The sequence below is a fragment of the Micromonospora sp. NPDC050695 genome (genome assembly GCF_040654415.1).
Classification (GTDB): domain Bacteria; phylum Actinomycetota; class Actinomycetes; order Mycobacteriales; family Micromonosporaceae; genus Micromonospora.
This window is the reverse complement of record NZ_JBFAHZ010000014.1, coordinates 25,822-50,919: the sequence shown is the minus strand read 5'-3', so window position 1 is coordinate 50,919 and position 25,098 is coordinate 25,822. Positions and strand designations below refer to the sequence as shown.

Sequence of the window (25,098 nt, the reverse complement as noted above, 5' to 3'; positions counted from 1 at the left end):
GCTGCGTCTCCGTCACCACAAACTGCGCTGGGATGGCAGCGCCCCCGCCCTTGCTGGTGAACGGCTTCGGCGGGCGCGGCCGGGCCAGAGCGCCCTCCACATCCGGCCACCGCTGCGGATCGTTGACCGGCTCCACGCCCCGGCGGCGCTTCAACGCACTCGCCTCCACGTCGAACTGGTGCCCCGTTTGGGTGTCCCGCACCCGAATCCACTTCGGCACGACGCCCCCCTACCGGCTCACGACGGCACGGGTGACCGTCGTTGTCGACGACCATGTGATGTGCGCCAGCCGGTCCGACGGATCCCGGTACACCTCCAGCAGCGGAATCTCCCACAACTGGCCGGCAGGAATCGTGAACACCTTGTCGGGGGCGGCCACCCCATACGACGTGTTGCCAGGAACGGCGATCGTCACCGTGATCGGCGCACCAGAACCGTTGAGGACCAGCAGCGAATATCGCCCGCATTGGGCGGTGTCGTTCGCCGCAGCAGCACCCAACGCGAGGTTGACGCCCTCATAGGAGGCGGTACGGACAGGGATCTCAGCCATCGGGGCTCCGTGATGAGTGCAAGGTGAATAGGGCGAACGTGAAGTACGGGGGGCGGCCGTCGGGGGTGCGGGCCTGCTCATCGCGCTGCGGCTGGGGTGGGCCTGCCGCGCCCGGCTCGTAGCTGATGACCGAGCAGCGGCGACCCGGGATAGTCGGCCGGCGACGGTGTAGCAGCGCGGACGCCCGATCCAAAGCGGTGATCGCCTCGCGGGGATCCCGGCCCACCGCCGTGATCTGGGTGGTGGTGGTGACCTCGCCGCCGTACCCGTTGAGGGTGACCGTGGTCCGGGTTGCGGGGGGCGGCCACAGGATCAGGTGCGGGTACTCAAGCGTGTCATCAGCGTCGATGACCTCACCCATGTAGGTGACGTACGGCAACGGCTCCAGCAGGGCTGCCAGCCCCTGCGCGTGCGCCCAGCCGACATCGCTATCAGCCATCAAGCACCTGCCCCGCCAAGGCGGCAGCAGCGGCATAGAACAACGGCTCCACCACATCCGCCGCTGGCCCCATGAACGGGCGCGGCGCCATGCGCGACGTGCCATGTTCGAGGAAATGCGCGTATGAGGCGGTCGGCCCCGTCTCCCCGGTGATCACATCCGAGCCCGGCCCGCCACTGAAGTCCGAAGAGATCGACGACCGCAGGTGCCCGGTGCGCACAGGTGCGCGGGCCTTACCCAACTGCTCCGTTCGGAGAGTGGATGACCGCACCAGGGCGTGCACCTCGCGGCCCAACTTGTTCCCGGCGCCGTCCATGTCGTCAGCTAGGCGGTCGAAGTCGTCCACCAGTGCACCCCCTGTTCAGCGGGTGGTGGGCTGCCTCAACTGGCACACCAGGTCGCGCTGCCACGAGATGGAACTGCCCGACACGGCAGTCACCGTCAACGTGCGGGCCACCAAGTCAGGGTTCGTGGCAGTCGCTGTCACCGTCACCAGGTCATTGATCTGATAGACGACTGCCCCCACCGGCAGGGTGATCCGCACGTCAGCCAACGGGGTGGTGGTGTCCGCGACTACCGGTTGACCTGCTGCGGACAGGTGCTGGTAGCGGCACGGACCCTCGTACAACACGTCCGGCGGCGGGTACGTGTTCTTTCCTGCGGCGTCATCCCACACCGCCTGTTGTGCTGGCCGTTCCACCCGGCATGTCGCGGTGGCTTGCCGGTCGGCGACCGGGCGGTGGTGTGCCTCGAACCGGGGATGAATCAGGTGCGTGTTAGCAAGGGGCACCGGTCACCGCCTGTCACAGATACGAGTCGCCCCACGAAACCGGGGCAGGGAAGGAGTAGCGGGGCAGCAGCGCCTGTGATGGATCAAGCCCATCATCGGAGCGATCCTTCGCAGCCTGTTCCCGTAGAGCCTTCGCCGTCGCGCGCAGTTCGGCGGCGACCGCAGGCCCGTCGGTGCTGAGATCCTGAGTGGTGATCTTCTTCGAGATCAGCAGTTCTGAGCGGGCGATCGTCTCCAACGCCGAAGCGGCAGCCCGCTTCACCCCACTCTCAAGGGTCAGGAACGCCTCGATCTCGGTGTCGGTGAACAGGGGGTCGGCTTCGTTCACGTCGGTGATCAGCAGCCGCACCATGCCGACATTGGTGGTCGGGTCCAACTCGAACGCGCTCTGATCGCCGCCGTCACCTGCGATTCCCGACATTCGGGCTGCCCCCCTTGTCAGGCTCGCCGGTAGGCGATGCGCGGTGTGGGCAGTTGGTGGGTGCTCGACAGGGTGATCGCGCCGAGCGCGCCCGACACGCCGGTCGCGAAGTAGCCGAATCGGCCGGCGGACATGCCGGCCGAGCTGGTGCCGATGTTCAGCGGGCCGGAGGCCAAGCCTGCGGTGTGCACGCGCAGCGTGGGCGCGGTCGTGTTGGTGACCTGCCACACCTGCCCGTACCAGTGCCACCCGGCCGGCAACGTGACCACCGGCGGTGGGTGGGGTGTGGCCTCCACGGCAGCCCCAAACCCGAATCCAGGGGTGGGGCGCTGGGGGAGGTGGTAAGCGCCGGCCGCCCGCGAACTAGTGGTGCGGGCGGCCGGGGCTCACAGTTGGGTTAGGACTGGCGGGACTGCGCGAGCTTGATCAGCTCCGCCTTGTCCTGCTTGGCGAGGTCGTCGTAGTTGCCGCCCTGGGCGACGTGGTACTCCACCCACACGTCCTGGCCGTGCGACGACTTCGGGGCCGACCCGTCCGCAGGCAGCTTCGCCCGCGCGGCGGCACGGCGCGTCTCCAACTCCGGGTCGGCAACCGGTTCGGTGGGGGTGTTGACCGTGCCGTTGTCCGTCTCCGACTTCGGTACGAGTCCGGCGTCGCCGACGGTCACCGGGTCGCCCTTGTCGCCGGTGTCGGTGTCCTCGGCGAGCACGAACGACTCACCCTTGCGCACCACCACGTCGAGGAAACCCTCATCGATGAGGCGCTTTCGGTCGTCGGCGTCCACGGTTTCCGGGTCGAGCAGGCCACCCCGGTACAGGTGGCCTCCCGCCGCGCCGTTGGCGCCCTTCCACAGTGTCAGCGGCGCCTTGCCGCGCAAAAGCTTCTCAGCCATGGACTGACCCCCGATCAGGTTGAGATGATCTTCACGGCGGCACCAGGCTCCTGCACGATCGGCACACCGATCCGCCGGCCCTGGATCTTCCAGCCGTCGTTCTCGTCCAGCCGGATCCGCTTCGACTGGACACCGTCGGCGCTGCCGAGGTAGCCGCCGCCCTGGTCTTCCCAGCCGATGGAGCCGAGCTGCCGGGAGTCGATCAGCATGACGTCCACACCGGCCGGCATGTTGGTGGTCTTCCAGATGTTCAGGCCGGCGATGCGGGCGAGACGCCCGGTGAGCAGCAGCGAGTCGTTGGACTCACGCGGCGCACGCTCGATGATCTTCGCAGAGGCGATGAGTCGAGCCCACCGCGTCGGGGTGGCAAGAACAGTGTCCACCTCGTAGCCCTGGTTCAGGGAATCCACGACGGCCGCGCCGAGGGTGATGTCAGCGAACGGGTCCGCGTTGGTGGTGTTCCATGCCGCCGTGGCGGTGCTGGTCTGCGTGACCGCCGACGCGACCGCCGACAGGATCAGGCTGTCGAAACCGAACGCGATCCGGTTCGCCAGCTTGATCATCTTGCGGTTGACGATGTCGACCCGGTTGCGGGCCACCAGCTTGTCGGAGATCAGAGTCGACAGACCCCAGTTCTCCGCAGCCGCCATCTGGCTCACCGCCGACGGCTCCGCCGACAGCGGGTACTCCATCAGGTCATCGATGCGCTCCGCGAGGGACGCAGCCATGATGGCCTCGGACACCTCGTAGTTGACCGCACCCGTACCCGTCAGGTCCACCGACCCGGTCAGGATCTTGTCACCCACCAGACGCATCTGCGCGAGAGTGCGCAGCGCCCGCTGGATCAGCACCGGCGAGTTGACCAGCCGGTTGACGGTGATGTTGTCGCCGGACACCGTGGGGGCGGCCGGCGCGTAAACGTTAGGCATCTGTCAGGGCTCCTATCGGGCCAGCTTGACGGCGATGACGTCACCGTCGGCCGCCGCCGCTTCGAGGGCGATACCGACCAGCCGGTCGTAGGCATCCGAGCCTGCGGTGAGGGTGGCGATCTTCCCGGCAGCCGCGCACTTCACGCGGTCACCGACGGCGATGGCAGCCGACGCGATGAGGCGCTGCACGCCATCGGCGTAGGCGCCCACCGTCTGACCGGACACGGCGTCGTGGGACGCCACACCCAGCCAGGTGGTGGAGTCGGCGACGGCCACGGCACCGGCGACGGTGATCATCTGACCGGCGGTAATCGTGGCGGTGGCGGTGCGGGTGATGGCCTGGCCGGGCTTGAACTTGGGCAGGTAGTCGTTAGCCACGGGTCAGCTCCTTCACGTCCACACCCAGCTGCTGAGCCCAGGCGTTCGCGGCGGTCTCGTTGATGCCGAGTTCATCGGCCTCCGGCTCACCCGGTCCGGCGGTGCCAGCGGCCACGACGGGAACGATCAGGCCGGGCTCCAGCGCCGACAGGGTCGCCTTGGTGCCCTCCGGGTCGGCTTCCCACGCCTTCACCCAGTGGTCCTTGCGGGCCGGGGCGAACTTGCCGTCGTTCATGGCGGCGGCGATGACGGCGTCGCGGTCAGCGACACGCTGCCGCTCGTGTGCGGCGGCGCCGAGGGTGGCGTTGCGGCGTAGCTCAGCCAGCGCCTCACGGTCGATGGTGACGACACCGTCCGGCAGGGCCGGGCCGGTGGACGCGGCGACCGGGGTCGGCTCGGCGGGCGTCTCCGGTTCGGTGACCGCCTCCGTGGTGGTGTCGGTGGTGGGTTCGGTCGGCTGCCCGCCGATGGCGGCGAGGACAGCGGCGGAAACCGTCGCCTCATCCGCGTCGTCGGGCAGGCCGAGCCGGGAGCGGACATCGCTCAGGGTGGACACAGGGTCCTCCTTCGGTTCGGTTTTGGGCTCCGGCTCGGCGGCCGGGAGTTCGGGGTCCGCCAGCGGTTCGGCGGGTACGGGCTCGGCCGGCGGTGCGGTCGGCTCGGGGGTGGTGGCGGCGGGTTGCTGGCCGGGCCGCGACTCGGCGCGGGACGCGTAGACAATGGGCTGGCCTGCGGATGCGGCGACCTGTTCGGGCTTGTCCACGTAGCGGACGAGCACCTTGACCGGCTCACCGAACGTGAACGTGTCCTCGCCGGTCACATCGACTGGGACACGCAGGCGCTGGCCGGACTCGTCGTCGACCACGATCAGTTGCAGCGGGTCCAGGTGCACTTCGGTGATCCAGTGCGACCAGGGCGCCTTGTCGTAGTAGTCGCGGCGCACGTCCTCCACGGACACGCTCGCGGCGACTTTCGCCGGGCGCGGGTTCGGCATGATGCTCCTTCCATTAGCCACCGCGGCGGCGACTGGTTGACCGAGCGGGAAGTCGGTGGCCTGTCCGGCGAACGCGACGCGCAGCCGGTCGAAGGTGACGGGCCCAACCCGGTCCACAAGGTCGGTGAGGGCGGTCGGGTCGTCGGTGTAGGCCAAGGTGATGTGCGGCTGCCACGGCTGGTGCTGCTCCGGCACAGGCCCGGCGACATTGGTGGCGGTCTGGTCGTGCAGGTCGGTGAGCCCGTCACCGGACAGGGCGAGCACCACGCACGTGTCGCGGTCGGGGTTGCCAGGGTTGAACAGCGACAACCCGAACCCGTCAACGGTCAGCGGCGCCACCTGGGCGGCGAGGCTCGCCAGCGCGTCCCGTGCCGCCTGCTGCTGGGTGTCGTCCCAGTCGGCTGCCTCGCCGAGGAACAGGAGGGTGGTGTGTAGTTGCTCGGCCGGTTCGCCGCCGTCCACGACCAGCCGGGCGATATCCGCTTCGGATGGGACCAGGGCCACCATCGCCCCGGTGTGCACAGGCGTAGAAAGGGTGACGGTCACCTGCGTGCCGGTGGGGGTGCTGCCGTCGGCGAGTTCCACCCCGTACACGGCGGCGAGGTCTTGTAGTGACGGGAGGGTGCCGACACCGGGCCGGTCCACCCCGAGCAGCGCCACGGCGTGGACTACGAACGGGTGGTTGTGGCCCAACTGGCAGCGGTAGTCGAACTCGCCCTCAATGGACCGGTCCGGGTAGGCGGAGGTGAGTACCGAGTTGCCGTTGGCGTCGGCGGTCGCCAACCAGGCGGGCATGCCCACAAAGTCGCCGACCAGTGAACCGCCGTCGTCGTCCAGGGCCAGGTTGTCGACCCAGCCGATCGCCGGATCCCCGGCGCCGTGGTTGCCGTCGTGCCCGAACTTGAGCACCGGGCGTCGCACGGCGGGGCAGTCGAACGCACCCACTGCTGAGGCGAGGTCGTCGGGGGTGAACGTCACCGGCCCGGACTTGGCGTTCCACGACCCGGTGTGCACCAACTCCACCCGGTTGATCCGGGCCAACGCGGGTGGGGCAGGAATGGTCAGCGGCAAGGCACCCACCCCTTCCCGGTCATCCGGCGACGATGGGCAGTAGCGGTGCGATAAGGCCGCGGCAGCGGTGTCCGCCCGCGCAGTCCTTGAACCGCAACCCGGTGGGGTAGTCGGCGAGGGCGGCGGTGAGGGTGTCGTATTCGGTGCCGGTCACATCCCCGCAGGGCTGGCACCGGTTGCCGTCGTCCAACACTTCGTTGGCCACGAACCGGGTGCCCACGGGTGCCTGTTCGAGAACAGCCCGGCGGGCTTCGGCCTGCGCTGAGGTGACCGCGGCGGCCAGGTTCCCGGCGACCAGCCCGGACGTTTTCGCCTCGGACAGGTCCGTGAGGTGATCCCGCACCGCCTGTTCCACCGCCGACGCTGGGGTGTCGGGTCCGGTGTTCGCCATGGCGACCCGTCCGGCACCGGATGCGTACCCGGCGGTGATCAGACCGACGGTGGCTTCGGCGATCTGCTCAATGCGGGTGGTGTGCTCATCCCCAAGCGCCGTGCTGGCGGTGATACCGAGGGCGGCCAGTTCGGCTGTCGCCCCGGTGGCCGCAGCCGTCGCGGCGCCGGACAGGGTGGCGATGATTGCCGCCGTTAAACCGGCAGTCACCGCAGGTGGAACCACCAAAGAGCCGAACCCAACGAGCATCCCGGCGGACACCTCGGCTGAGGTTGCCGCAGCCAATGCGTCCACCAGCGGCGGCGATTCCTGCTCCCACCGGGCGGACAGGTCCGTGACCGCCTGGGCGTGCTGGTCGGCGAGATACTGGTAGCCGGAAGGCTCGACAGGCGCTGCCGCCGCCACAGGGCGTGGACGGCGCGCGCCCGCCGCAACAGGGCGCGGCACTGGTTCGGGGGTGGCCTGCCGCTCCGGTAGCCGCCACTCGCGGCGAATGTGCGCCTCCAACGCTGGGTCCGCCGACAGTGCGCCGGAGCGCAGCAGCAAATCCAACGCCTCAGCGGTGATCTCCCGCCGGTCCCCGATCCCCGACACCGTCACTGCGGGGACGGGTTCGTCTTCGCCAAAGTTCCAGCCCACGACGCGGGCTGCGGCCTGACGGGTGATGGTGTCAGCGACGGTTTCCGCCACCGACGTGATACCCATCATCAGCACGTCCACGAACGCCTCCGCGAGCGCCCGCGAACCAGACTCGGAGGTGCCCAAGTCGAGGTGGTTCATCAGCGACATGCGGGACATTTGCTGGTCGAGGTAACGGATGAACCCCAACGTGTCAGGGGTCGACCCGGTCATTCCCACCAACTCGAAGGTGAACCCGGGCGGGACAGCGGCACCGCCCTGATCCCCAACCCGCGCCGACGTGGCCAGGCCGAGAGCGGCGGTCATCTGCCCCTCGGTGGGGCTGGTACCCGGGAGGGCTTTCACCGTTGGAACGCCCATGCCGAAACGCCGCGACGATGTGGCCAGCACCCGCTGGAGTTCCCGCTTCAACAGCCACGGCCCGTATGCGGGGCGCAGCAGCGACGTGCCCTGCCACGAGTTGCCTTCGCGCTCGTGGCAGTACCACACCATCCGGTCCGCTTTGATCTGTGGCACATCCAACCGGCCCGGTATGTCCTGGGTGACGCCCTGGAACGCGCCCGAGCGTTCGTCGGCGTAGATGGCGGTGATCGTGTGCGCCGGGCGTTCCGCCAGCATCGACAGCCGAGCGAGCCCGTTGCGCATCTCCGCCAGGATTTCGAACCCCGAGTGCCCGTAGGTCAGGCACGCCAACGCCGCCCGTAGGTGCTCCGCCCACGACACGCCCCGCACCCGGGCGGCACGCGGCTTGTCATCCCCGGCCACCGGCAACCCAAGGTCGTCGGCTACAAGCTGCGCCACCTCCGGGCGGCACCCGGCAGGGTTCACCGACCACGACGCCCGGCGGATCTGCAACGTGTACCCGGCGAGGATCGCCGCCAACTGCGGGTCGCGGCGCATCTGCGCGTACGTCTCCACCGACAGCGGGTACACCAGCGCGGGCACCTGCTCCAGCGCCTCACCCAGCCACGCGTCATACGTGCCATCGGAAACGCTGCCGTGCAGGCGGGTAGGGAGGGCCATCACGACCACCCCCGGCGACTACATCGGCTCGTTCATCAGGTCGATGGGTCGCTCAGCGGTACGCGATTCGGGGCGGGGTTGCCGTTTCGGGGCTGGCGGCGCCCACCTAGTGATCGCCACCCGCACGGCGAGGCTGCCCACGTCAACCATGTCGTCGTGGGCTGCCGCCGGGAACGACGCGTGCTCGGCAACAAACGCGTCCAGCCAGTGCCGGCCGCTGGGCAGCCACACCCTGCCCTGCCCAGCCCACGCCGAGTAGGGGAGAGCCCGGGAGAACTTGTCCGCCTCGGCCTGCACGGCGGTGATCGGCACCCCAGCACCGACCGCCTCACGCACAAGAGTTGTCCCGTACTGCGAGCCCTCCACGAACAAGCTGTCCAGCTTCCACCGCTCAACCAGCGGCCGGGCATGCGTGAAGTGCTGCTCGTCGCCGATCTTCGCCCGCACCAAATCCAGCAGAACGAGATCACCGGCAGTGGTACGCGCCCACGCGGCAATCACCGTGTAGTCGGCGGACGTGCGCGTCGAGTTGGCGAGGTCAATGGTGGCGAACCGCCAACAGTCGGCGAGGTCAACGCCTCGGTCGCCGAGCTGAATGCGCTCACCTGAGGCGACCGGTAGCGCCGTCGACCAGTACCGCCACCAGATCCGCTTGAACAAGCCGCCCTCGGCAGGTGCCGGCCGCTGCTGAAACAGTGCCGCCCAGACGTAAGGGCCCGAATCCCGCTTGCGTTCCTCCCAGTCCGCTCGGGTTCGACCCCGTGCGGAAATCATGTACTCGCCCTCTTTCCGGCCCAGCGGGTCCGTTGCCTCGTCCTCGCACTGGGCCGGAATCGAAATGACCCGCCACTTACCACCCTTGGCGCGGTCCCCTTCGGTAGCGAGCAGGCGACCCGCCAGATCATCTTCGTGCCAGCGGGTCTGGATCAAGACCGTCTTGGTGTTGGGGCCCATGCGCGGAATGGCGACGCCCTGCCAGAACCTGTGCGCCCGGTCGCGATACTTGATGGACTGGGCTTGCTCAAGGTTGGAGATCGGATCATCAAGGCAGAGCAGATCGACCGGGCGGCCAGTCAATGAGCCGCCGATCGATACGGCATAGACCCCGCCGCGGCGGCCGTCGACGTTCCAGCGCCCCATGGCCTTCGAGTCGGTACGGAGCCGCAACCCGAGGTCAACGGTGTCCTCGTCCCCGTTGAACGTCTCCACGTCACGTTTGATCGCCGCACCCCACGCGCGGGCCAGCTCGGCATCGTGGCTGACGATGGCGATCCGCAGATCCGGGTTGTTGACCAACGCCCACAGCGGAAACCAGTGCGACGCGCGTTCACTCTTGCCCTCTTGCGGTGCCATAAAGATGGCCAGCCGCTGCTGGCCCGGCCCGTCCGCCAGCGCAACAAGCGCCTCGTCGATCAGGTCCAACGCAGGCGTTTGCACGGTGCGCCCGTCCAGGTCGAGCGCCATGGCACCCGGCGTTTCCCACCGCCGGACCGGCTTCTCAAACAACCGGGCGGCCGACTCCCACGGCGACACGGGGGCGATCATCACCGCGCCACCCCCGTCAGGACACCGCCCGCAAATGCCGGGGAACAACCTCAGACACCAACGCCGACTGCTCAGCCGTCAGGTTCAGGTCACCGAGGATCCGCCGGATCACATCCGCCAACAGGGCACCCTGAGATTCGGCCAGGCGCACCCGCCGTTCCTCAATGCCGGCAGCGATGGCGGCCTTGCACACATCCAGCAGGTGTTTGCGTTCCCGCTGGTACAGGTCGAGCAGGACGGGGGGTGCGGCGGCCTCGGTGGTGTCAACGCCGGGGAACTCCCCGCCCTCTTTGTCGACCACCGACCGGATACCCCACGACAGGGCTGCGGCTTCCATCTCCTGCACACGGGCCCGCAACCACGTGACGTGCCCTGCGGTCCACTTCACTTCGTCGAGCAGTGCATCGGTGGGTGACACGTCGAGTTGGAGGCCGTACGTCTGAACGGCTGCTTCCAACTTCACCTCAGCTAGCCGGCGGTCGGCGGCGGCGCGAACCTGCTTGGCTTTGCCGCCGTGCTTGATGCACACCTTGCCGCCACGAATCGGCCAGGCGGTGCACTGTTTTCCGGTGCTTTTCGCGTGGCCGTTGCACTTGGTGGGGTCGTGGGGTGTGTTGCAGCTTGGGCAGGTCATGGGGTTGGTCATGGCCCGCCCCCACTTCCGTGCTGGTTTCCGGTGGCCCCGGGTGGCGTGCTGGGGATGACGCGCACCCGGGGCCGGTCTACCGGGGGTCAGCGGAAGGTGTCAGTGCCCGGCTCGGTGGGCTCGGTCGGCTCCTCCGGGGTGGTCGGCTCGTGGCCGTCGTCGGCGCGCTCGGCGTCGTCCTTCATCTGGGTGAAGCCGGCGGTGAGCTGGTCGACGTCTGGGCGGGCGGCGTCTTCGGCCCGTGCCGCCTGCCACGCGCCGAGGTGGTCGACGATGACGGTGTAGATGCTGATGAACACCAGCCAGGTGATTGATTCGCGCCACCAGACGACGGTGGGGATGACCAGTAGCGCCCACAGGGCGGCGCCGATGGCGTGGGCGCGACGGAGGCGGGCGGTGTTGGTGCGGGGTTTCCGGTCGGCCATGTCGCCTCCGGAAATGCCGAACGCCCGCCGGAACCGGTTGGGTTCGCAGGCGGGCGTGGCGGTAAGTCGAAGCTGAACGAAGAGAGACTTCGGTCAGTGGCGCGAGCGTAACTCTTTCGCGTCGATCTTTGCAACAGTGTCGCGTGGTCGGGCGTGTTGCAGATTCCGCAGGTCGGCAACCTTGTACCGCCAACCACTGTCGGTGTCGTGGCCGTTGAGCCTGCCGGCGAGGCGCAGCCGGCGGATGTTGGCGGTGGATGTGCACAGGAAGTCGGCAGCGTCGGCGGGGTCTAGTAGGTCGTCGTCGTGGGCGGTGACAACTTTGGGCACCACCCACGTTTCGCCGAACTGGTGGGCGGTGGTGTCGGCTTGGTCGCAGGCGTCTTCGTCGAGGGCTCGTAGGCGAGCCCGGTACATCTGGGCGACTTTGCGGGCACGGACGAGCGGGTTGTCTCCGGGGTGGGGCCAGCGGTTGCGGCCGGGTTGTTTGTCGAGGTCGGGGTTCACGCCGCCACCTGGGCACGGATGGGCCAGACGAGTTGGGTGACGTACTGCTGGTAGTCGGTGTGCGGCCAGGCGGTGTGGCAGTTGTTGCAGTACACGTCGCAGGGGTCGTCGGGCTCGCGCGGGTCGTCGCGGTGCAGTTCGTCCAACCCGCAGCCGGAGCAGGTGCCGGGTAGGTGGGTGGTGCGGTGGGTGCGCCCGAGCATGCCTCGGGCGCGCTGGTGGAGGTGTTGCAGGTGGTGGATGGCTTCCCAGCCGGCCATGTCGGTGACGGGGTCTTCGCAGCCGGTGGGGTACACATCGGTTGCGCCCAGGTTGGCGAGTTGCCGTAGGCGGGGGAGTAGGACGCGGATGGCGTCGTCGAGTTGGGCACCGGGCCGCCGGGGTTGGGTGTTGCGGGCGGACAGCCGGGCGTGGTCGCGGATGACGTCTTCCCATGTGGTGGCGACGTGCACGATCTCAGCTTGTAGCGCTTCGGCGCCGCCGTTCAACGGCATGGGTGGGGCGGCTTTGCCGCTGGGCTGCATGTTGAGTGCCTGCGACAGGGACGGTGCTTGGAGTTGCTCCAAGTCCACGTAGTCGTAGACAAGGTTGCTGACGTCGCGTTCAGCAGCGGTCAGGCAGTCGTCGCAGAGGGGGCTTGTGGTGACGGGCGCGGCGGCCGGCGGTTTGGCTAGCCGGTCGTAGGCGCGGCAGCGGGTGTCGGAGACGCAGTGCCGTCCGCTGGTGGTCAGGTCGTCGTGCATGTGCTGGTCTCCGATCGGCGCGGTTACGCTGGCGGGGACCTCGTGGGAGTTGGGGGCGGCGGGAATGGCGGCGGTCGGATGGCAGTCCGGCCGCTGCTGCCGTTAGCGGGGCGGTAGCCCTGCCCTGATGAAGGTGGCGTGACTGTTGGCGTCGAGTTGGGTGCGCAGCCAGGTCGCCAGTGACGCACTGTCACCGTCGTTGCCGTCGGTGGGGGTGTCAGGCCCGCGATTGGAGATCATCAGGCATTCCCGCCTTCCGAAACGGTCACACTGCGTACACCGTCAGATTGGCTGCCGCGCTGCATCGGCAACACCGGATCGTCGTCCCACTCCGCGTCGCACACATCCGCCGCTTCCCGCTCGTGACTGTCGCACAAGTCCAAGGCGTCACCCGTGCGCCGGTACTGGCCGAACAGCATTCCACCCCGGAGCACCCGCCACCGAACGTGCGGCGGCAGTGAACAGTCGGAGGCGGCGCACAGGCGGGGCCGGTACCGGTGGTCGATGACGATGCGCGGCGGCGGTCCGACTGGTGTGGTGTTGTCGTGCGGTGTGGTCATTGGCCCCCCGACCTTTGTGTCCCCGGATTCATCTTGCCTGATCACCGGCACCACCTGCCGACCTGCCGTGCCCGTAGCCGCCGCCGGTACAACCGCCTGTGCTGGGCGACGATCTCGGCGTGCCGCCACCGGGCCGCCTCATCCCGCTCAACCACCGGTCAACCCCCGTCGCTGTTGTGCCGTTCGTACGGCTTCGTGTTCGTCGTCGGTGCGCTGCCGGCACACCACGTTGCCCGGCGACCCGATCACGGGGCGGGCGAGCAGGTCGAGCAGGGTTGGCCCATTCTGCCCGTCGGCACGTGGCCGGGGAATGGACGGCGCGGTGACGCCGTGCTCACGTGCGCAGCCCGAGCCGAGCCCTTTCACCAGCGGCCCTTTGGGCACGGGACGGCCGCAAGACTGGCAGTGGCGGGGCTCGGGGATATCGAGCGGCAGCGGCAGGGTCATTGACCTGGCGTTGTTTCAGAGGTTTGGGCGGGCAGGAGTCGGCCAGCCTCAGCCAGCCGGTCTCGTTCGTCCTGTCGGATTAGCTCTGCCATCGCGTCGTACGCCGCGCGGGCGTAGGTGCTCTCTGGCCGCATGTCAATGCGGGCGAAGTGATCTAGGGCGGCGCTGACCGCACGTTCGCGGAAGCGCACGGCTCGGGCGAAGGCGGCCATGTCCGGCTTACGCGGCAGGGCGGGGTCGGGGGTGGTGGTGTCCGGCATGGGGTCGTTGTCCTCCTCGTTGGTGCCGCTCAACACGGCTGGTTCCTCTGGTTTGGGATCTTGCGCGGTTGCTGGCCGCGCCCGTTGTGCTGAAACCCGGCCTTACGCAGGTCACGCCGCAACGCGTTCAGACTGTTCGTGTCGGATGCGCTCGACGGGGTGGTGGTGATCAGCAGCCCGCGCGGGTTCCAAATCTTCCAATGGCCGGACTTGCCCATTTCGACCCGCCACCGGGCGCGGCGTAGGGCTTTGAACAGGCGCAGGCGGGCCGACCCGTCCCGGCTACTCACCGGCGGCCAGCATCACGATCAGCACCAGAACGGCCACGAGCGTGAACAGCCCAAGCCACTCCCACGGAACGGGCTTCTGCGGGCGCGGCGTCGTGATGAACCCTGTGGCCACCGGCACGCCCATGTTCTGCCGCGCCAACCACTGGTTGTGTACGTCGGCGATGTGCTCGGCCAGCTCGCGGGTCATCACCAGGTCGGCGGCCATCCTGCCCCCGTCGAGCGGGCCGAGGCCGTTGATGCTGACCGCCCACCCGCCAATGTCGTCGTTGAGGACAGCCGTCCATCGGGCGTTGACCGCTTCGGCGTTGTACGCGGCTTCGGCGGCCCGCGCCCGCAGGCCGTCGATGCTGTCGGGTGCTTCTGCCCGGTCGGCGTTCGCCACGGACTCGGCCAGCATCGCTGTCAGGGACGCTGCCAGCTCAGGGCTGTTCGGCCGGTACGTGGCGCACTGCCCATTCACGTGATCGGGTTCGCCCTGCCCGCAGAAGAAGCAGGGGGTGTCAGCCACCGTCGCCCTCCCCGACGTCAGTAGCGACCTGGGCAGGCTTAGCAACTCGGCTCGGCCGCCGCATGTACGCCCCCCACTCGGTGACCCCAGAACGGTGCCAGCCAGCATGACCGGCAAGCAACTCGCATACGATCGGGGTGGCGTCCCCGAATGCCTGGATCGGGTTAGGCATTTGATGCCCGCAGCGTCCGGTGACCGCAGCTCGCGGCTGCCAGCCTGCGGCAGTCAGGGCGTCGAGCACCCCTTTGGCAGCACCCTCGTACTGCCACGTCTTCTGCTCGACCTCCCACGACCCCGACGAGTCGTCGAAGAAGGCGCTCACCATGCCGGCCTCGCGAAGAACTTCGGCGACCTTCTGCACGTCGGTGTCGGTGTACGGCTGCCCGGTCACGACGGGAACTCCCTGACTGCCGCCGAGGTGGCAAGCACCGTCTCGCAGGGCCACAGCTTGTCGCAGGCACACCACACGTTGCCCTCAGTGGCCGGGTCGCCGATCGGGTAGTGGACGCGGTGAATGGCGGCCTGAACCTCGGCGAGGTCGGCGGCGGCCAGCAACTGCGCCGCATAGACACGGGTGTTGTCGGGGTCGCTCTGCCCCTCGGAGCGGTGAACCCAACGGCCTCGAACGTGCGGGCCGACGAGTCGACTCTCGTCGTGCTGGATCTTTGGCACGGTCCAGGCGTTGAGTGCGGGGATGGCAGCCAGGAGAATCATGGCCAGGTAGTCCTGCTCGAATCCCGTGGGGAGGAGCCGGCCGGTTTCAGGGTGCCGAATAGCATCCCATCCGGCTTGGATGGCCTTGCGGGCGTTGTCGTCGCCGACCAGGGCGGCGAGCTGCTGCGCGGGCGTAGTCGTGTCGGTCATGGGTGCCTCCTCAGGCGTCGATCAGGGGTTGGGGTCGGTTCGGGTACAGCAGGTCGACCAGCCTCGCCGGGCTGGGCATCGACGTGGTTCGGGGTGATGCCGCAGGTCATGCCGCGCTCGTCACGCAACCACACCGCGCCCGCGTTCAGCTTGTCCTGCACCCAACCGTGGACGTCGTCGGGAATGTCCTGCGGACGGTGGCCGGTCACCATCACCGTCGGCCACGCCGGGGCTGCCACGTCAGTCCTCCGCCTGCGCGGTGAGGGCGGCGATCCGCTCCTCAAGCCCGGCGATCTTCTCAGCCGGAGTCAGACCGGCGCAGCGCTGCACCGTCAACGCGTACCGCTCGCCCCCAGGATGCGTCAGCGTGAACGTGACGTAGTTCGCTGCCCCCTCCGTCTGGGTCAGCAGGTTGGCCATCCACTGCGTCATCACCTTCACCCCGTCCTCCGTGCTGGTGGTGGAGTCGAACGCGAAGGCGAACAGGTCACCCACCTCGTCCCGACCCAAAGCGACCTCACCGGGCGCACCGGCGGCTAGGCCGCGTCGGCGTCGCCCCTTCTTCGCGGGCTGCGGGGCGTCCGGGTCGTAGATGATGGCCATGCCGCCGTCGTAGCTGCTCGACAGCGACAGGGTGTGCTCCGGGTAGCAGCCAGCCATCCCGCGCATCGCCGCAAGGGCGGCGTCGAGGGTCCTTCCGGGCAGGATGGTCGCCACGATTTGCTTGGTCATCGGCTTGCCTCCATTCGGTACAGGTCGAAGGCGCTCACGCAGCGGCCCCCATCCAGGCGGCGCAGCCCGCACAGCGCGGCAACCCAAACCGGTCACAGTCACCGGTCGCGTCCTTGCAGGTAAGGCACACATCGGACACGCCGTCCGGTCCGAGGAACACGGCGTGTTCCTGAGCCGTCCACGCAAACGCGAACGCCAAGCTGTACCGGTCCGGCATTTGCAGGTACGGGGACCGCCACGGCGACGAGGCGGTGCAGTACAACGGCCTCCACCCGTACGCCATCAGGTACGCCACCCGCTGTGCACGATCCACATGCCGGGCCATCCGGTTCGGCGGAATGCCGGCAGCAAGCCGGTCGGCGATGATGCGTGCGGCGTCGGCCGCACGGTCCGCCTCCACCAACCGATCGCAGGTGACCCGCTCAGCCAAGGCAACCCGGGTTGGGTGCGCGGCAACACTCCGACCATCGGCGAGGCACGACCGGCGGGGGTCAGCCGAACAGGCCGGGCAGTGAACGCCGAGCGGGCCGACCGCGGACAGGACTGTGAGGTAGGCGGTGCGGGTCGCGGCGACGTAGTCACCGGCTCTGGTCAGCGTTCCAGTCGTCATGCGGCAGCCCTCCGGCTCAGGTAGACACTGTTGGTCGCGAACACCAGCACCGGGCCGACCTGCCCCACATGCTGCGCAGCGGACTCGCGGTGCAGCTCGCACACGTACCGGGTCATCCCGTCACCGGGGGTGCCCGTGGTCACCTCCCACCGAGCAGGAACGCCGGTGGCAAGACCGCAGTAGTCGCAGCTCATGCGGCCAGCCCGTCCGTGCCGTGGCGCTGACCCGACCACCACACCCAGCCCGTGAACCAGGTGTGCCCAGACGGGCAGACGTAGTCGGCGACCACGCCCGTCCCGCGCTCGTTCTCCCGCACCATCAGCGGGGGAAGTGGCGTCCGATTGAAACGGCAGCGAGGGCAACAGTCGGAGTACGGCGGGCGGTCATCGGCGTCAGTCATTACGGCTCGCCCCCTCAGACAATCGCGGTCGAAACGAAACGGGACAGGTGCAACTGGGCGGCGACGGTGATCGTGTCCTGCCGTCCGTGGCGGTTCTTGGCGATGATTAGGTCGCACTCGCCAGCCTTTGGGGAATCCGGATTGTCGGCGTCTTCCCGGTGCAGCAAGATCACCTGGTCCCCGTCCTGCTCAAGCGACCCCGATTCACGAAGGTCCCCAAGCTGCGGCTTCTTGTCCGCGCGCTGCTCCGGGCCACGGTTCAACTGGCAGGCGGCAATCACCGGGGCACCGATCTCCTTCGCGAACAACTTCAACCCGCGCGACAACTCCGACACCTGCTGCTCGCGGCTCTGCCGGGGGTTCGCCGGGGGCATCAACTGGAGGTAGTCGACCAGCACCAAATCCACGCCGCCGTGCTCCTCAGCGATGCGCTTCGTCGTCGCCCGAATGTGCGCCAACCCGGCTTTCGGTGAGGGGTCAATGTGTAGCGGTGCCGCGTCCGTGTCGCCGACGTAGCGACCCAACTTCGTCCAGTCCTCATCGGTGAGCTGCTTCGCCAGGCGGATCCGGGTCAATGGCACGCTCGTCCCGGCGGAGAACATGCGGGTCACGACCTCGGGCTCCGACATTTCGAGGGAGAAGAACACCACCCGCTTGCCCAACTTGAACGAGGCGTGCTGCGCCACGTTCAACAACAGCACCGACTTGCCGACCCGAGGGCGTGCCGCCACCAACGTCAACTGGCCTGGCCGGAGCCCTTCCAGCACCTCATCCACGTCGTGCAGCCCGGTGGGGATACCAACCGGCTCGTCGGGTGCGTCGGCGATCTCGCCCATGTCGGTGAGAGTCCGAGCGGCGGCGTCTTGCCACAACGCGTCCGTCCGGTTCACCGTCGACACGGTCAGCTCAGCCAGCCACGACCGTGCCTGGTCGAGGATCGCGTCGGCTTCCTCATGGTGGGCGGTCTGCGCGACGCGGGCGATCCGCAAACCCTCCCGCTCCAAGAACCGCAGGGCGGCGAACTGGGCGACCTTCCGAGCAAAGTGCCCAGCCTGAGCGTCGATCGGCGCCAACGCCATGCACTCGTGCAGGTAGGTGGCACCACCCACCTTGTTCAGGTCCCCGGTGCCGAGCAGGTGGGCGGCGAGGGTGATCGGGTCGGTGGGCTCCTGCCGGTCCCGCAACTCCAACAACGCCCGGTAGATGGTGGCGTGCTGCTGCCGGTAGAACACGTCCCCCTTGCCCAACAGTGGTTCCACGTCGGCGAACGGCCGCTGCGACTGCATGAGGCAGCCCAACACCACCTGCTCAGCTTCCAAGCTGAACTGCTGCTGCCGGATGTCGTCGCTCACCGGTTGAACCGCCGGTCCGCGCCGCCCATCTCCACCCGAGTGGCGTCCGCCAACCGGGACAACGCCCGCTCACCGATCGCCGCTTCGAGGGTGTCAGGGTCAAGGTTGGTGGTGTACAGGGTTGCCATGCGCCGCGACCACCGGTGATCGATGAGCCGGGTGATGTGCTCGTTGGTGAACTCCGACGCCTTCCCGGCCGCCAGGTCATCCACGATCAGGAACTCCACCTCCATGTACGGCTCCACCGCGTAGGCGTGGGAACCGTCCGGCTTGATGCGGGCGGCAGCGTTCAGGTCGGGGTGGGTGACGGTCAGCCACCGGAAGTCCCGGTTGGCGCGAGCGGCCACCCCAGCGAGGTACCGCAGCACCCCGAACGACTGGTGGGTCTTGCCGGTGCCGGTGTTGCCCGACAGGAACAGGGAGGGGAACGCCGCCGGGTCGGCAAGGTGCTTCGTCAGCCACGCTCGCACCTCGGCGTGGTCGGGCTGAGCGTCCTGGAACATGGCGGGAATGTCGGCGGCCAACTTCGCCGCGTAGTGCTCCAACCGCCACGCGATCGGGTCGAACGGCGGATCCTCCGGAACCGGGGCGGACAAGTCGATGCCGCGTCGGGCAAGAAGCTCCCGCACGTCCGGGCTACTGCTGCTGTGCATGGGCGGCTCGTCTCCTCTCCCAGGCGGCGGTGTGGCTGCCGGGTTCGCTGGTGTTGACCCTCTTGGCGGTAAACCCACCCTGCTCGCTGCCGCGATACAGCTGCATGTTCAAGTCCTTCCAGCCCTGACGGCCCATCTCCCGGGCTGCGTTCAGAAGCTGCTCCTGCGGCACCGAGCCATCGGCGATGAGCTTTTTTGCCTGGGCGCCGACTTGCTTGGTGATGTCGGGAGGGACCGTGCGGTTCTTCTCCTTGGCACCTTCATGGAAGGCCGCCACGACGTGTCCGGCGTGAAATGCTTCCTCGCCCTGCTGTCCCCGCCGCCCCTGCTCGTTGCGGGTGGCTGACCGATTTCCGGACGGGGCGGCGGCAGCCGCCGGTGCTCCCTCTTCCGAAGGAAGAGGTATCTCTTCTCCTCTCCTCTCCTCTGCCATAGGTTTGCCATCGTTTTGCCATAGGTCTTGCTGACCATTTGCCATGGCACTTGCTATGGCACTTGCCTTGGCACTTGCCATCGGCTTGCTGCCGGGGGGCCGCGCGGACGGCTTGGTCTTCGGCTTCGCCCACCGGCTCTCGGCACCCTTGCGACCGGCGGCCCGACGCTTCTCCGTCAGCTCGTGAACCTCGGCAGCGGACCGCTGATGCTGTAGGTAGTCGTGAACAACCGCGTGCCCGGCCTTCGGCTGGTCGCAGTCGGCGCAGTCGTGGCCTGGCAAGTGCCACAGCCCCTGCTCGGCAAGTGCCGTGGCAACTGCCATCTCGACGTTCGCGATCCGGCAGACGCCTTTCAACGGGAAGTGCCCGTCGGTGAACGACTGAGCGCTGTAACACAGCGACACCACGTACGCCCACCCTGCGGACGGGTTGTCGATCGCCTCCAACTTGGGGTGCGTCGGCAGGTCGGTCGACACGCGGACGTACGGCCGTGGATCGGCGGGTGCTTCGCTGCGGTCAACCATGCAGGTGCTCCTGGTGCTCGGTGAGGGCGGGCGGTCAGGCGGCGGCGATGTTCGCCCACCGGTCCTGCGGATCGGGCTCGTTCGCGGCGGCCGGCAGGTGCGCCTCGAGGGCATCGGAAACGACGCGGTAGAGGCTGACCTTCTGCCGGTCGGCGACACGCTGGGCGGCCTCCCACAGGGGCACGTCGCGGTCGGGGATGTAGAGGGTCTTGTTGGGCATGCGTGGTGCTCCGTTCTGTCGATCTCTGTATATCCACGTGGATATACAAACCCTAGTCGATCGTGGATATACAAGCAAGCTGCGTGTTTGATCGTGTGGATATCCAGCGGCTACGGTGTGCGCATGACGTCCGGCGACAAACCGACCTACACCCCGCACAGGCCCATCCGGGTTGAACATGAGCTGTGGGACCTGTTCGGCAAGGTCGCGGGTTCGCGTAACCGGTCGACGGTCATCCGCGACTTCATCGCCTGGTACGTACGCAAGCCGGGCGCTGGGCTTCCCCTGCGGCCCCCGCGCCGCACGCAGAGCCCTGCACCCGACGCGGACGACTAGCCCTCTCACGCCACCGCCCCCGGCTTGCACTGCTCGCACCGCCACCCGCACGGGTACAGCCGTGCCGGCTCAGCCCCGCACGCGGTCACCCCGGCAGCGCACGGCCTGGTGGACGGTGCCGGACGGCGTCGGGAGTCGAGCTGGATTACCTTGGCGGCCATCGGGGGTCACCTCCGGTCAGGGATGGGGTGGCGCGGCCTGCCCCCTCGACAGGCCGCGCCAAGATCAGCGGGGGAGGATCAAAACGGAGGCTCTTCCTCGAACCCGCCACCAGCGCGGGCCGGGGCGGGTGCCGACGTCGACCACGGGTCGTCCATGCCCCCGGGCCCGCCACCGTTGCCCGAGCTGCCGCCGGAGCGCGACGCCTTCTGCACCTTCGCCGTCGCGTAGCGCAGGCTCGGGCCGATCTCGTCCACTTCCAGTTCGATGACGGTGCGCTTCTCACCCTCGCGCGTCTCGAATGACCGCTGACGCAGCCGACCACTGACGATCACCCGGGCTCCGCGCTGCAACGACTCCGCCACGTGCTCGGCCGCCTGACGCCACACCGTGCAGGCGAGGAACAGCGGCTCCATGTCGACGTACTTCTGCTGCTCCTTGTCGAACCGGCTCGGAGTGGAAGCGATGCGAAACTTCGCGACCGCCGCGCCGCTCGGGGTGAACCGCAGTTCGGGATCATCGGTGAGATTGCCGATGACAGTCAGGTTCGTTTCTCCGGCCATGTCAGGCCACCTTTCGGTTGGTGCGGCTGTTCGCCGCGGTCTCGTTGGTTGGGGTTTGCGTGGCATCCCGTAGGCGGCGGGCATGCCACTCGTTGATGTGGAAGTACCTGCCGAACGGTTTCGCGCCCGTCGGTTGTCCGGCGGCGGCGCGGTCGGCGTTCCACCGCAGCCACACCTGCTGTTGCTCGGGGTTGGTGAGTGCGGTCAGGGGAATCTGGCCCACGACTGCGGCGTGAACGAGGCCGGGGCTCAGGCGCCGCTCGGAGACCGCCTCGGGGAGGCTGATCGGCGACGGCCCCACCGCCGGGTCGTCGATGTCGTCCCATGCGGCCAGGGGCACCCACCCCATGCGCAGGGCGTGGGTGTGAGCGCGCGCGGACGGGCCGGGGGTGGTGGACAGCCGGTCGGCGAGTGCGGCGATGGCGTCATGCCAGGCGACGGTGATCATTGGTTGTCGGGCGGCCCGCCACCGGCGGATCACCGTCGTGTCTGCGTTCAGCATGGTGCCCAGGTCGGATGGCGCCCACCTGTTGTAGGTGAGGGCTTGGAGTCTGCGGGCGGCGCCGATGATGTAGGTGGTGCCGTTTAGTGGGCGCGGTGGGGCGGGCGCGACGGCCATGATTCGCTTGATGTTGTCGCAGCTTGACTGGGCTGTTTCGCCTGTGGCGATGCGTCGGATCGTCGGTTGGCTTAGTGCGGCGGCTGCTGCGATCCGCTGGTAGTCCATGTGGTGCTGATCGCGTAGGCGAATGATGTGGTTGCGGGCTTCTGTGGTGTCGAGGTAGGCGGGTTGTAGCCATCCGTAGGCTGCGGCTTTGCGGCGGGCGCGTAGCCGCAGCGATGTTTGCTGCTGGCAGCCACGGCAGCCGGCGGTGTAGGTGCTGTGTTGGCGGCAGGTTTCGCGGAGTCGGCCTCCGTCGCGGATGAAGCGGGCGGCGTCGAGGACGGTGGTGGCGGTCATCGGCTGACCCGGATTGGCATGATCAGGTACCGGTGTGCCGAGTTGGGCTCCCCGTCGTCGGCGGGGGAGATGACGGCCGGTTTGAACGCGTCCACGAAGTCGAACTGCGCGTGCTGGGTGCCGAGACTGTGCAAACCGTCGATCAGGTACTGGGGGTTGAAGCCGATGGTCAGCGCGTCCCCGGTGAAGGTGGCCTCCATCGCCTCGCTGGCCCGTGCCTCCTCGGAGCCGCCGGCCTCGACGACCAGACCGTCGGCGCTGAAGCTCAGCAGCACCGGGGTGGCGCGCTCGGCGACCAGGGCGACCCGCTTGACCACCTCGATGAGGGTGCTGACCGGCACGCGGGCCTCGGCGTTGTGGGTGGCCGGGAAGAGCGAGCGCACCGGCGGGTAGTTGGCGCCGTCCAACAGTCGGCTGGTGGTACGCCGGGTGCCCCCAGCGAGACCCACCATGCCCTCACCGGCGGCGCCCTGCGCGAGCGCGAGGGTGACCTCGCCGCCCAGCGGGCCGAGCGCCTTGGCGGTGTCGTTCAGGGTGCGGGCCGGCACCAGGGCGTTGATGCTCACCTCGGGGTCGTCCGGCCGCCACTGGATCTCCCGCAGCGCGAGCCGGTAACGGTCGGTGGCGAGCATCGACAGGGTGCTGCCGGACAGCTCGACACGGACACCGGTCATCATCGGCAGCGTCTCGTCCCGGCCGGCGGCGATGGCCACCTGGGCGACCGCGGTGGCGAACACGGCGGCGTCGATGGTTCCCACCGGTTCCGGCATGACGGGCAGTTGCGGATAGTCCTCCACGGGCATCGTCGGCAGGGTGAAGCGGGCACTGCCGCACACCAACTCCAGGTGCGCGCCGATGGTGTTGAGGTCGACCGGCTTGGCCGGCAGTGCCTTGGTGATTTCGGCGAACAGGCGGCCGGACACGAGCACCGAACCGGGGTCACCGCCCCCCATGATCGGCACGGTGACGCGGGTGGACACCTCGTAGTCGAACCCCTCAGCGGTCAACACGCTGCCGTCAAAGCGGAGCATGATGCCAGCCAGAACAGGCACCGACGGGCGCTGCGGAAGGCTGCGGGCAATCCACGCCACAATGTCGGCGATCTGGTCACGTTCGATGCGCAGTTTCATACGGCGGCCCCTTGATAGGCGGGAACAACAGAAAGGTCGAGCACCCCGCCCAATGCGCGGGTGTGGCGTTGCAGGGTGGACACCAGCAGCCGTCCCGGGTCCGCTTCGCGCCGGTACACGGCCGACTCGGAGCAGCCCATCCGCAGACCGGCGTCGGCGAGGCTGAGGTTGGCGGCGCGGCGAATGCGGGTCAGGTTGTTGACGACGATCAGCAGCTCAAGCCGGTCTTCGGCGGCCTCGGTGGTGGGCTGCGACGCGTCGTAGAGGGCGGCCAGCGGGTCGCCGTCGTCGGGCACCATCAGCCCGCCCAGGTCGAAGGTGAGCCGGTACCCGTAAATGCGGGCCATGGCCTGCACGGTGTGTACGTGCCAGGTGCGGCGGCGCTCCAACTGGGAGAAGGCGTACTTGTCGCACCCGTACCGTTCGGCGGCCTCGGCTTGGGTGATGTTGCGGCACTCGCGGATGACCCGCAGGCGTTCGGCGAGGGCGTGGCGGGCCACGGTGTCATCGGGGTGCAGGTCCGGGATGGTTCTCACGCCGCCACCGTCTCGGCGCGGGCGGGTGCGGGGGTCAGGCCGACGGTCAACGCCCCACCAAGCGCGCGGGCGGTCTGCTGCAACACCGAAATGCGAACCCCGTCCGGGTTCGCTTCCCGCCACAACACCGATGTGGCGTCCAAGTCGACACGCCGCCCGAACTCGGGTGCGCCCATGAGGTGGCGGCGGATGCGGGCAAGGTCGTTGACCGCTTGGCGAACCACCACCAGGTCGACGTACACCGGGTCCAAGTCTTGTGTGGCGAGGGTGGCGGTGTAGATGTGGGCGAGCGTGTCGGCGTCGTTTGGGACGGTCAGGTCGTGGAGGGTGAACGTGACCTGCTGGCCGAGTGCCCGCGCCCACCGTTGCAGGGTTGCGGCCTGCCAGGCGTGGCGGCGTTCCATCTGCCGCACCCCGGAGTGATCCCGGTAGCCGAGGGCGACGGCGAGCCGCCCGGCGGAGATGCCGGCGGCGTCGCGGGCGGCATGGAGCTGCGCGGCCAGGTGATGGCGGTGGGTGGTGTCGTCGGGGTGCAGATCCTCAGGCACGCGCATCAGGCCACCGCCGCTGGCTGGAACACGGCAGCGGGCACGGTCGGGGTTTCGTCAACGTCACCGTTGAGCCACTGCCGGCCCGCCTTGGTGGTGGTGACCTCCCCGTCGGCGTGCAGCTCGACGAACTTGCGCTGCTCGGCCTCGTACACGGCGTCGTCGATGACAGCCCGGGTGATCCGGTCGGCGTACTGCCAGTCCGGGTTGATTTCGATGCGCCGTTTGCGGATCAGCTCGAACAGGTTCCGCAGGTCGGTGTCGGTGACGGTCATGGGCGGTTCCTGGCTCTCGGGTGCGGGGCCCGCCCCGGTGGTGGGGCGGGCCATGATGCTGGCGGTCATTGGGCGGCCCGCAGGATGCGCAGGCCGCCACGGCGCTTGACGGCGCGACGCTCGTCCTCGGACATGCCGCCAGCCACGCCGTACTCCAGGAATTCGAGCGCCCACGCAAGGCATTCGTCCTTGACGGGGCAGGGGCGGCATGCCGCCTTCGCCTGCTCGGTTTGCAGCAGAGCGGGACCGGAGTTGCCGACCGGAAACCACTGCTCCGGATCTTCGTCGCGGCAGACACCACGGCTGCGCCAGTCGTCGGACGGCTCGCTGTCGATGCGCGTGCTGGCGAACTT

At 68.6% G+C, this 25,098-nt stretch carries 40 protein-coding genes; 1 reads left to right on the top strand and 39 read right to left on the bottom strand.

The annotated features are described in order from the left end of the window. Positions 1-229 precede the first annotated feature (229 nt). The 32 genes from AB0H52_RS13655 to AB0H52_RS13500 form a co-directional block, all read right to left on the bottom strand. Positions 230-550, bottom strand: a complete 321-nt coding sequence (locus tag AB0H52_RS13655) for a hypothetical protein (RefSeq protein ID WP_357947403.1) — start codon at positions 548-550, stop codon at positions 230-232. Then, positions 543-989: a hypothetical protein gene (locus tag AB0H52_RS13650; protein WP_357947400.1), complete on the bottom strand. Its 447-nt coding sequence runs from the start codon at positions 987-989 to the stop codon at positions 543-545. The genes AB0H52_RS13655 and AB0H52_RS13650 overlap by 8 nt, the downstream gene beginning before the upstream one ends. After that, positions 982-1,335, bottom strand: coding sequence for an HK97-gp10 family putative phage morphogenesis protein (locus AB0H52_RS13645; protein ID WP_357947398.1), 354 nt, complete (start codon positions 1,333-1,335; stop codon positions 982-984). Before AB0H52_RS13645 ends, AB0H52_RS13650 begins: the two co-directional genes overlap by 8 nt. A gap of 15 nt (positions 1,336-1,350) precedes the next feature. Further along, on the bottom strand, positions 1,351-1,779 hold the full coding sequence (locus AB0H52_RS13640; protein ID WP_357947395.1) for a DUF6093 family protein: 429 nt from the start codon (positions 1,777-1,779) through the stop codon (positions 1,351-1,353). A gap of 13 nt (positions 1,780-1,792) precedes the next feature. Continuing rightward, positions 1,793-2,200 carry a hypothetical protein gene (locus AB0H52_RS13635; protein ID WP_357947392.1) on the bottom strand — a complete coding sequence of 136 codons (408 nt, stop codon included), beginning with the start codon at positions 2,198-2,200 and terminating at the stop codon, positions 1,793-1,795. A gap of 17 nt (positions 2,201-2,217) precedes the next feature. Further along, a complete protein-coding gene (locus tag AB0H52_RS13630; RefSeq protein ID WP_357947389.1) occupies positions 2,218-2,496 on the bottom strand; it encodes a hypothetical protein in 279 nt (92 codons plus the stop codon). 101 nt (positions 2,497-2,597) lie between these two features. Beyond that, positions 2,598-3,092 (bottom strand): hypothetical protein, encoded by a 495-nt coding sequence (locus AB0H52_RS13625; protein WP_357947386.1) that lies wholly within the window; start codon positions 3,090-3,092, stop codon positions 2,598-2,600. A gap of 14 nt (positions 3,093-3,106) precedes the next feature. Then, the gene (locus AB0H52_RS13620; protein WP_357947383.1) at positions 3,107-4,021 is read right to left on the bottom strand and encodes a hypothetical protein; all 915 of its coding nucleotides are present in this window, start codon (positions 4,019-4,021) and stop codon (positions 3,107-3,109) included. Positions 4,022-4,033: 12 nt separating this feature from the next. Further along, positions 4,034-4,399: a DUF2190 family protein gene (locus tag AB0H52_RS13615; protein WP_357947380.1), complete on the bottom strand. Its 366-nt coding sequence runs from the start codon at positions 4,397-4,399 to the stop codon at positions 4,034-4,036. Beyond that, entirely contained in the window at positions 4,392-6,464 is a 2,073-nt protein-coding gene (locus AB0H52_RS13610) for a 2'-5' RNA ligase family protein (RefSeq protein WP_357947377.1), read from the bottom strand. Before AB0H52_RS13610 ends, AB0H52_RS13615 begins: the two co-directional genes overlap by 8 nt. 19 nt (positions 6,465-6,483) lie before the next feature. Then, positions 6,484-8,517, bottom strand: a complete 2,034-nt coding sequence (locus tag AB0H52_RS13605; RefSeq protein WP_357947374.1) for a DUF935 family protein — start codon at positions 8,515-8,517, stop codon at positions 6,484-6,486. Between the two features lie 18 nt (positions 8,518-8,535). Continuing rightward, positions 8,536-10,062, bottom strand: coding sequence for a phage terminase large subunit (gene terL, locus AB0H52_RS13600; RefSeq protein WP_357947372.1), 1,527 nt, complete (start codon positions 10,060-10,062; stop codon positions 8,536-8,538). 16 nt (positions 10,063-10,078) lie between these two features. Continuing rightward, positions 10,079-10,708, bottom strand: a complete 630-nt coding sequence (locus tag AB0H52_RS13595) for a hypothetical protein (RefSeq protein ID WP_357947369.1) — start codon at positions 10,706-10,708, stop codon at positions 10,079-10,081. A gap of 86 nt (positions 10,709-10,794) precedes the next feature. Further along, complete coding sequence (locus AB0H52_RS13590; protein ID WP_357947366.1) at positions 10,795-11,133, bottom strand: hypothetical protein; 339 nt, start codon at positions 11,131-11,133, stop codon at positions 10,795-10,797. A 93-nt stretch (positions 11,134-11,226) separates the two neighbouring features. Beyond that, the gene (locus tag AB0H52_RS13585; protein WP_357947363.1) at positions 11,227-11,640 is read right to left on the bottom strand and encodes a hypothetical protein; all 414 of its coding nucleotides are present in this window, start codon (positions 11,638-11,640) and stop codon (positions 11,227-11,229) included. Continuing rightward, complete coding sequence (locus AB0H52_RS13580; protein WP_357947360.1) at positions 11,637-12,383, bottom strand: hypothetical protein; 747 nt, start codon at positions 12,381-12,383, stop codon at positions 11,637-11,639. The genes AB0H52_RS13585 and AB0H52_RS13580 overlap by 4 nt, the downstream gene beginning before the upstream one ends. 102 nt (positions 12,384-12,485) lie before the next feature. Beyond that, the gene (locus tag AB0H52_RS13575; RefSeq protein WP_357947357.1) at positions 12,486-12,623 is read right to left on the bottom strand and encodes a hypothetical protein; all 138 of its coding nucleotides are present in this window, start codon (positions 12,621-12,623) and stop codon (positions 12,486-12,488) included. Further along, positions 12,623-12,943 (bottom strand): hypothetical protein, encoded by a 321-nt coding sequence (locus tag AB0H52_RS13570; RefSeq protein ID WP_357947354.1) that lies wholly within the window; start codon positions 12,941-12,943, stop codon positions 12,623-12,625. Before AB0H52_RS13570 ends, AB0H52_RS13575 begins: the two co-directional genes overlap by 1 nt. Before the next feature lie 147 nt (positions 12,944-13,090). Continuing rightward, positions 13,091-13,390, bottom strand: coding sequence for a hypothetical protein (locus AB0H52_RS13565; RefSeq protein WP_357947351.1), 300 nt, complete (start codon positions 13,388-13,390; stop codon positions 13,091-13,093). After that, on the bottom strand, positions 13,387-13,686 hold the full coding sequence (locus tag AB0H52_RS13560) for a hypothetical protein (RefSeq protein WP_357947348.1): 300 nt from the start codon (positions 13,684-13,686) through the stop codon (positions 13,387-13,389). Before AB0H52_RS13560 ends, AB0H52_RS13565 begins: the two co-directional genes overlap by 4 nt. Next, entirely contained in the window at positions 13,680-13,940 is a 261-nt protein-coding gene (locus AB0H52_RS13555; protein ID WP_357947345.1) for a hypothetical protein, read from the bottom strand. Before AB0H52_RS13555 ends, AB0H52_RS13560 begins: the two co-directional genes overlap by 7 nt. Beyond that, a complete protein-coding gene (locus AB0H52_RS13550; RefSeq protein ID WP_357947342.1) occupies positions 13,933-14,448 on the bottom strand; it encodes a hypothetical protein in 516 nt (171 codons plus the stop codon). The genes AB0H52_RS13555 and AB0H52_RS13550 overlap by 8 nt, the downstream gene beginning before the upstream one ends. Further along, on the bottom strand, positions 14,441-14,839 hold the full coding sequence (locus AB0H52_RS13545) for a hypothetical protein (RefSeq protein WP_357947339.1): 399 nt from the start codon (positions 14,837-14,839) through the stop codon (positions 14,441-14,443). The genes AB0H52_RS13550 and AB0H52_RS13545 overlap by 8 nt, the downstream gene beginning before the upstream one ends. Continuing rightward, positions 14,836-15,312 carry a hypothetical protein gene (locus AB0H52_RS13540; RefSeq protein ID WP_357947336.1) on the bottom strand — a complete coding sequence of 159 codons (477 nt, stop codon included), beginning with the start codon at positions 15,310-15,312 and terminating at the stop codon, positions 14,836-14,838. The genes AB0H52_RS13545 and AB0H52_RS13540 overlap by 4 nt, the downstream gene beginning before the upstream one ends. Continuing rightward, positions 15,309-15,551, bottom strand: a complete 243-nt coding sequence (locus AB0H52_RS13535; protein ID WP_357947333.1) for a hypothetical protein — start codon at positions 15,549-15,551, stop codon at positions 15,309-15,311. The genes AB0H52_RS13540 and AB0H52_RS13535 overlap by 4 nt, the downstream gene beginning before the upstream one ends. A gap of 1 nt (position 15,552) precedes the next feature. Next, positions 15,553-16,044, bottom strand: coding sequence for a hypothetical protein (locus tag AB0H52_RS13530; RefSeq protein WP_357947330.1), 492 nt, complete (start codon positions 16,042-16,044; stop codon positions 15,553-15,555). A 34-nt stretch (positions 16,045-16,078) separates the two neighbouring features. Then, entirely contained in the window at positions 16,079-16,444 is a 366-nt protein-coding gene (locus tag AB0H52_RS13525; protein WP_357947327.1) for a hypothetical protein, read from the bottom strand. Positions 16,445-16,650: 206 nt separating this feature from the next. Then, positions 16,651-16,797, bottom strand: coding sequence for a hypothetical protein (locus tag AB0H52_RS13520; RefSeq protein WP_357947325.1), 147 nt, complete (start codon positions 16,795-16,797; stop codon positions 16,651-16,653). A 271-nt stretch (positions 16,798-17,068) separates the two neighbouring features. Next, positions 17,069-18,406: a replicative DNA helicase gene (locus AB0H52_RS13515; RefSeq protein WP_357947323.1), complete on the bottom strand. Its 1,338-nt coding sequence runs from the start codon at positions 18,404-18,406 to the stop codon at positions 17,069-17,071. Then, positions 18,403-19,059, bottom strand: coding sequence for an ATP-binding protein (locus AB0H52_RS13510; RefSeq protein ID WP_357947321.1), 657 nt, complete (start codon positions 19,057-19,059; stop codon positions 18,403-18,405). The genes AB0H52_RS13515 and AB0H52_RS13510 overlap by 4 nt, the downstream gene beginning before the upstream one ends. Then, positions 19,043-20,017 (bottom strand): hypothetical protein, encoded by a 975-nt coding sequence (locus AB0H52_RS13505; RefSeq protein ID WP_357947319.1) that lies wholly within the window; start codon positions 20,015-20,017, stop codon positions 19,043-19,045. The genes AB0H52_RS13510 and AB0H52_RS13505 overlap by 17 nt, the downstream gene beginning before the upstream one ends. A 34-nt stretch (positions 20,018-20,051) precedes the next feature. Then, a complete protein-coding gene (locus AB0H52_RS13500) occupies positions 20,052-20,237 on the bottom strand; it encodes a hypothetical protein (protein WP_357947317.1) in 186 nt (61 codons plus the stop codon). A 123-nt stretch (positions 20,238-20,360) separates the two neighbouring features. On the opposite strand from AB0H52_RS13500, the gene AB0H52_RS13495 reads away from it, so the two are divergent. Then, positions 20,361-20,573, top strand: coding sequence for a hypothetical protein (locus tag AB0H52_RS13495; RefSeq protein WP_357947314.1), 213 nt, complete (start codon positions 20,361-20,363; stop codon positions 20,571-20,573). Positions 20,574-20,812: 239 nt separating this feature from the next. Here the strand turns inward: AB0H52_RS13495 and AB0H52_RS13490 are convergent, their stop codons facing one another. The 7 genes from AB0H52_RS13490 to AB0H52_RS13460 are packed head-to-tail and all read right to left on the bottom strand — an operon-like array spanning position 20,813 to position 25,080. Continuing rightward, on the bottom strand, positions 20,813-21,295 hold the full coding sequence (locus AB0H52_RS13490; protein ID WP_357947311.1) for a single-stranded DNA-binding protein: 483 nt from the start codon (positions 21,293-21,295) through the stop codon (positions 20,813-20,815). A gap of 1 nt (position 21,296) precedes the next feature. Next, a complete protein-coding gene (locus tag AB0H52_RS13485; protein ID WP_357947308.1) occupies positions 21,297-22,256 on the bottom strand; it encodes a hypothetical protein in 960 nt (319 codons plus the stop codon). Further along, positions 22,253-23,386 (bottom strand): DNA polymerase III subunit beta, encoded by a 1,134-nt coding sequence (dnaN, locus tag AB0H52_RS13480; protein WP_357947306.1) that lies wholly within the window; start codon positions 23,384-23,386, stop codon positions 22,253-22,255. Before dnaN ends, AB0H52_RS13485 begins: the two co-directional genes overlap by 4 nt. After that, positions 23,383-23,922: a helix-turn-helix domain-containing protein gene (locus tag AB0H52_RS13475; RefSeq protein ID WP_357947303.1), complete on the bottom strand. Its 540-nt coding sequence runs from the start codon at positions 23,920-23,922 to the stop codon at positions 23,383-23,385. Before AB0H52_RS13475 ends, dnaN begins: the two co-directional genes overlap by 4 nt. Further along, a complete protein-coding gene (locus AB0H52_RS13470; RefSeq protein WP_357947300.1) occupies positions 23,919-24,476 on the bottom strand; it encodes a hypothetical protein in 558 nt (185 codons plus the stop codon). The genes AB0H52_RS13475 and AB0H52_RS13470 overlap by 4 nt, the downstream gene beginning before the upstream one ends. Beyond that, positions 24,476-24,814 (bottom strand): hypothetical protein, encoded by a 339-nt coding sequence (locus tag AB0H52_RS13465; RefSeq protein ID WP_357947297.1) that lies wholly within the window; start codon positions 24,812-24,814, stop codon positions 24,476-24,478. The genes AB0H52_RS13470 and AB0H52_RS13465 overlap by 1 nt, the downstream gene beginning before the upstream one ends. Beyond that, complete coding sequence (locus tag AB0H52_RS13460) at positions 24,811-25,080, bottom strand: WhiB family transcriptional regulator (RefSeq protein WP_357947763.1); 270 nt, start codon at positions 25,078-25,080, stop codon at positions 24,811-24,813. The genes AB0H52_RS13465 and AB0H52_RS13460 overlap by 4 nt, the downstream gene beginning before the upstream one ends. Positions 25,081-25,098 lie beyond the last annotated feature (18 nt).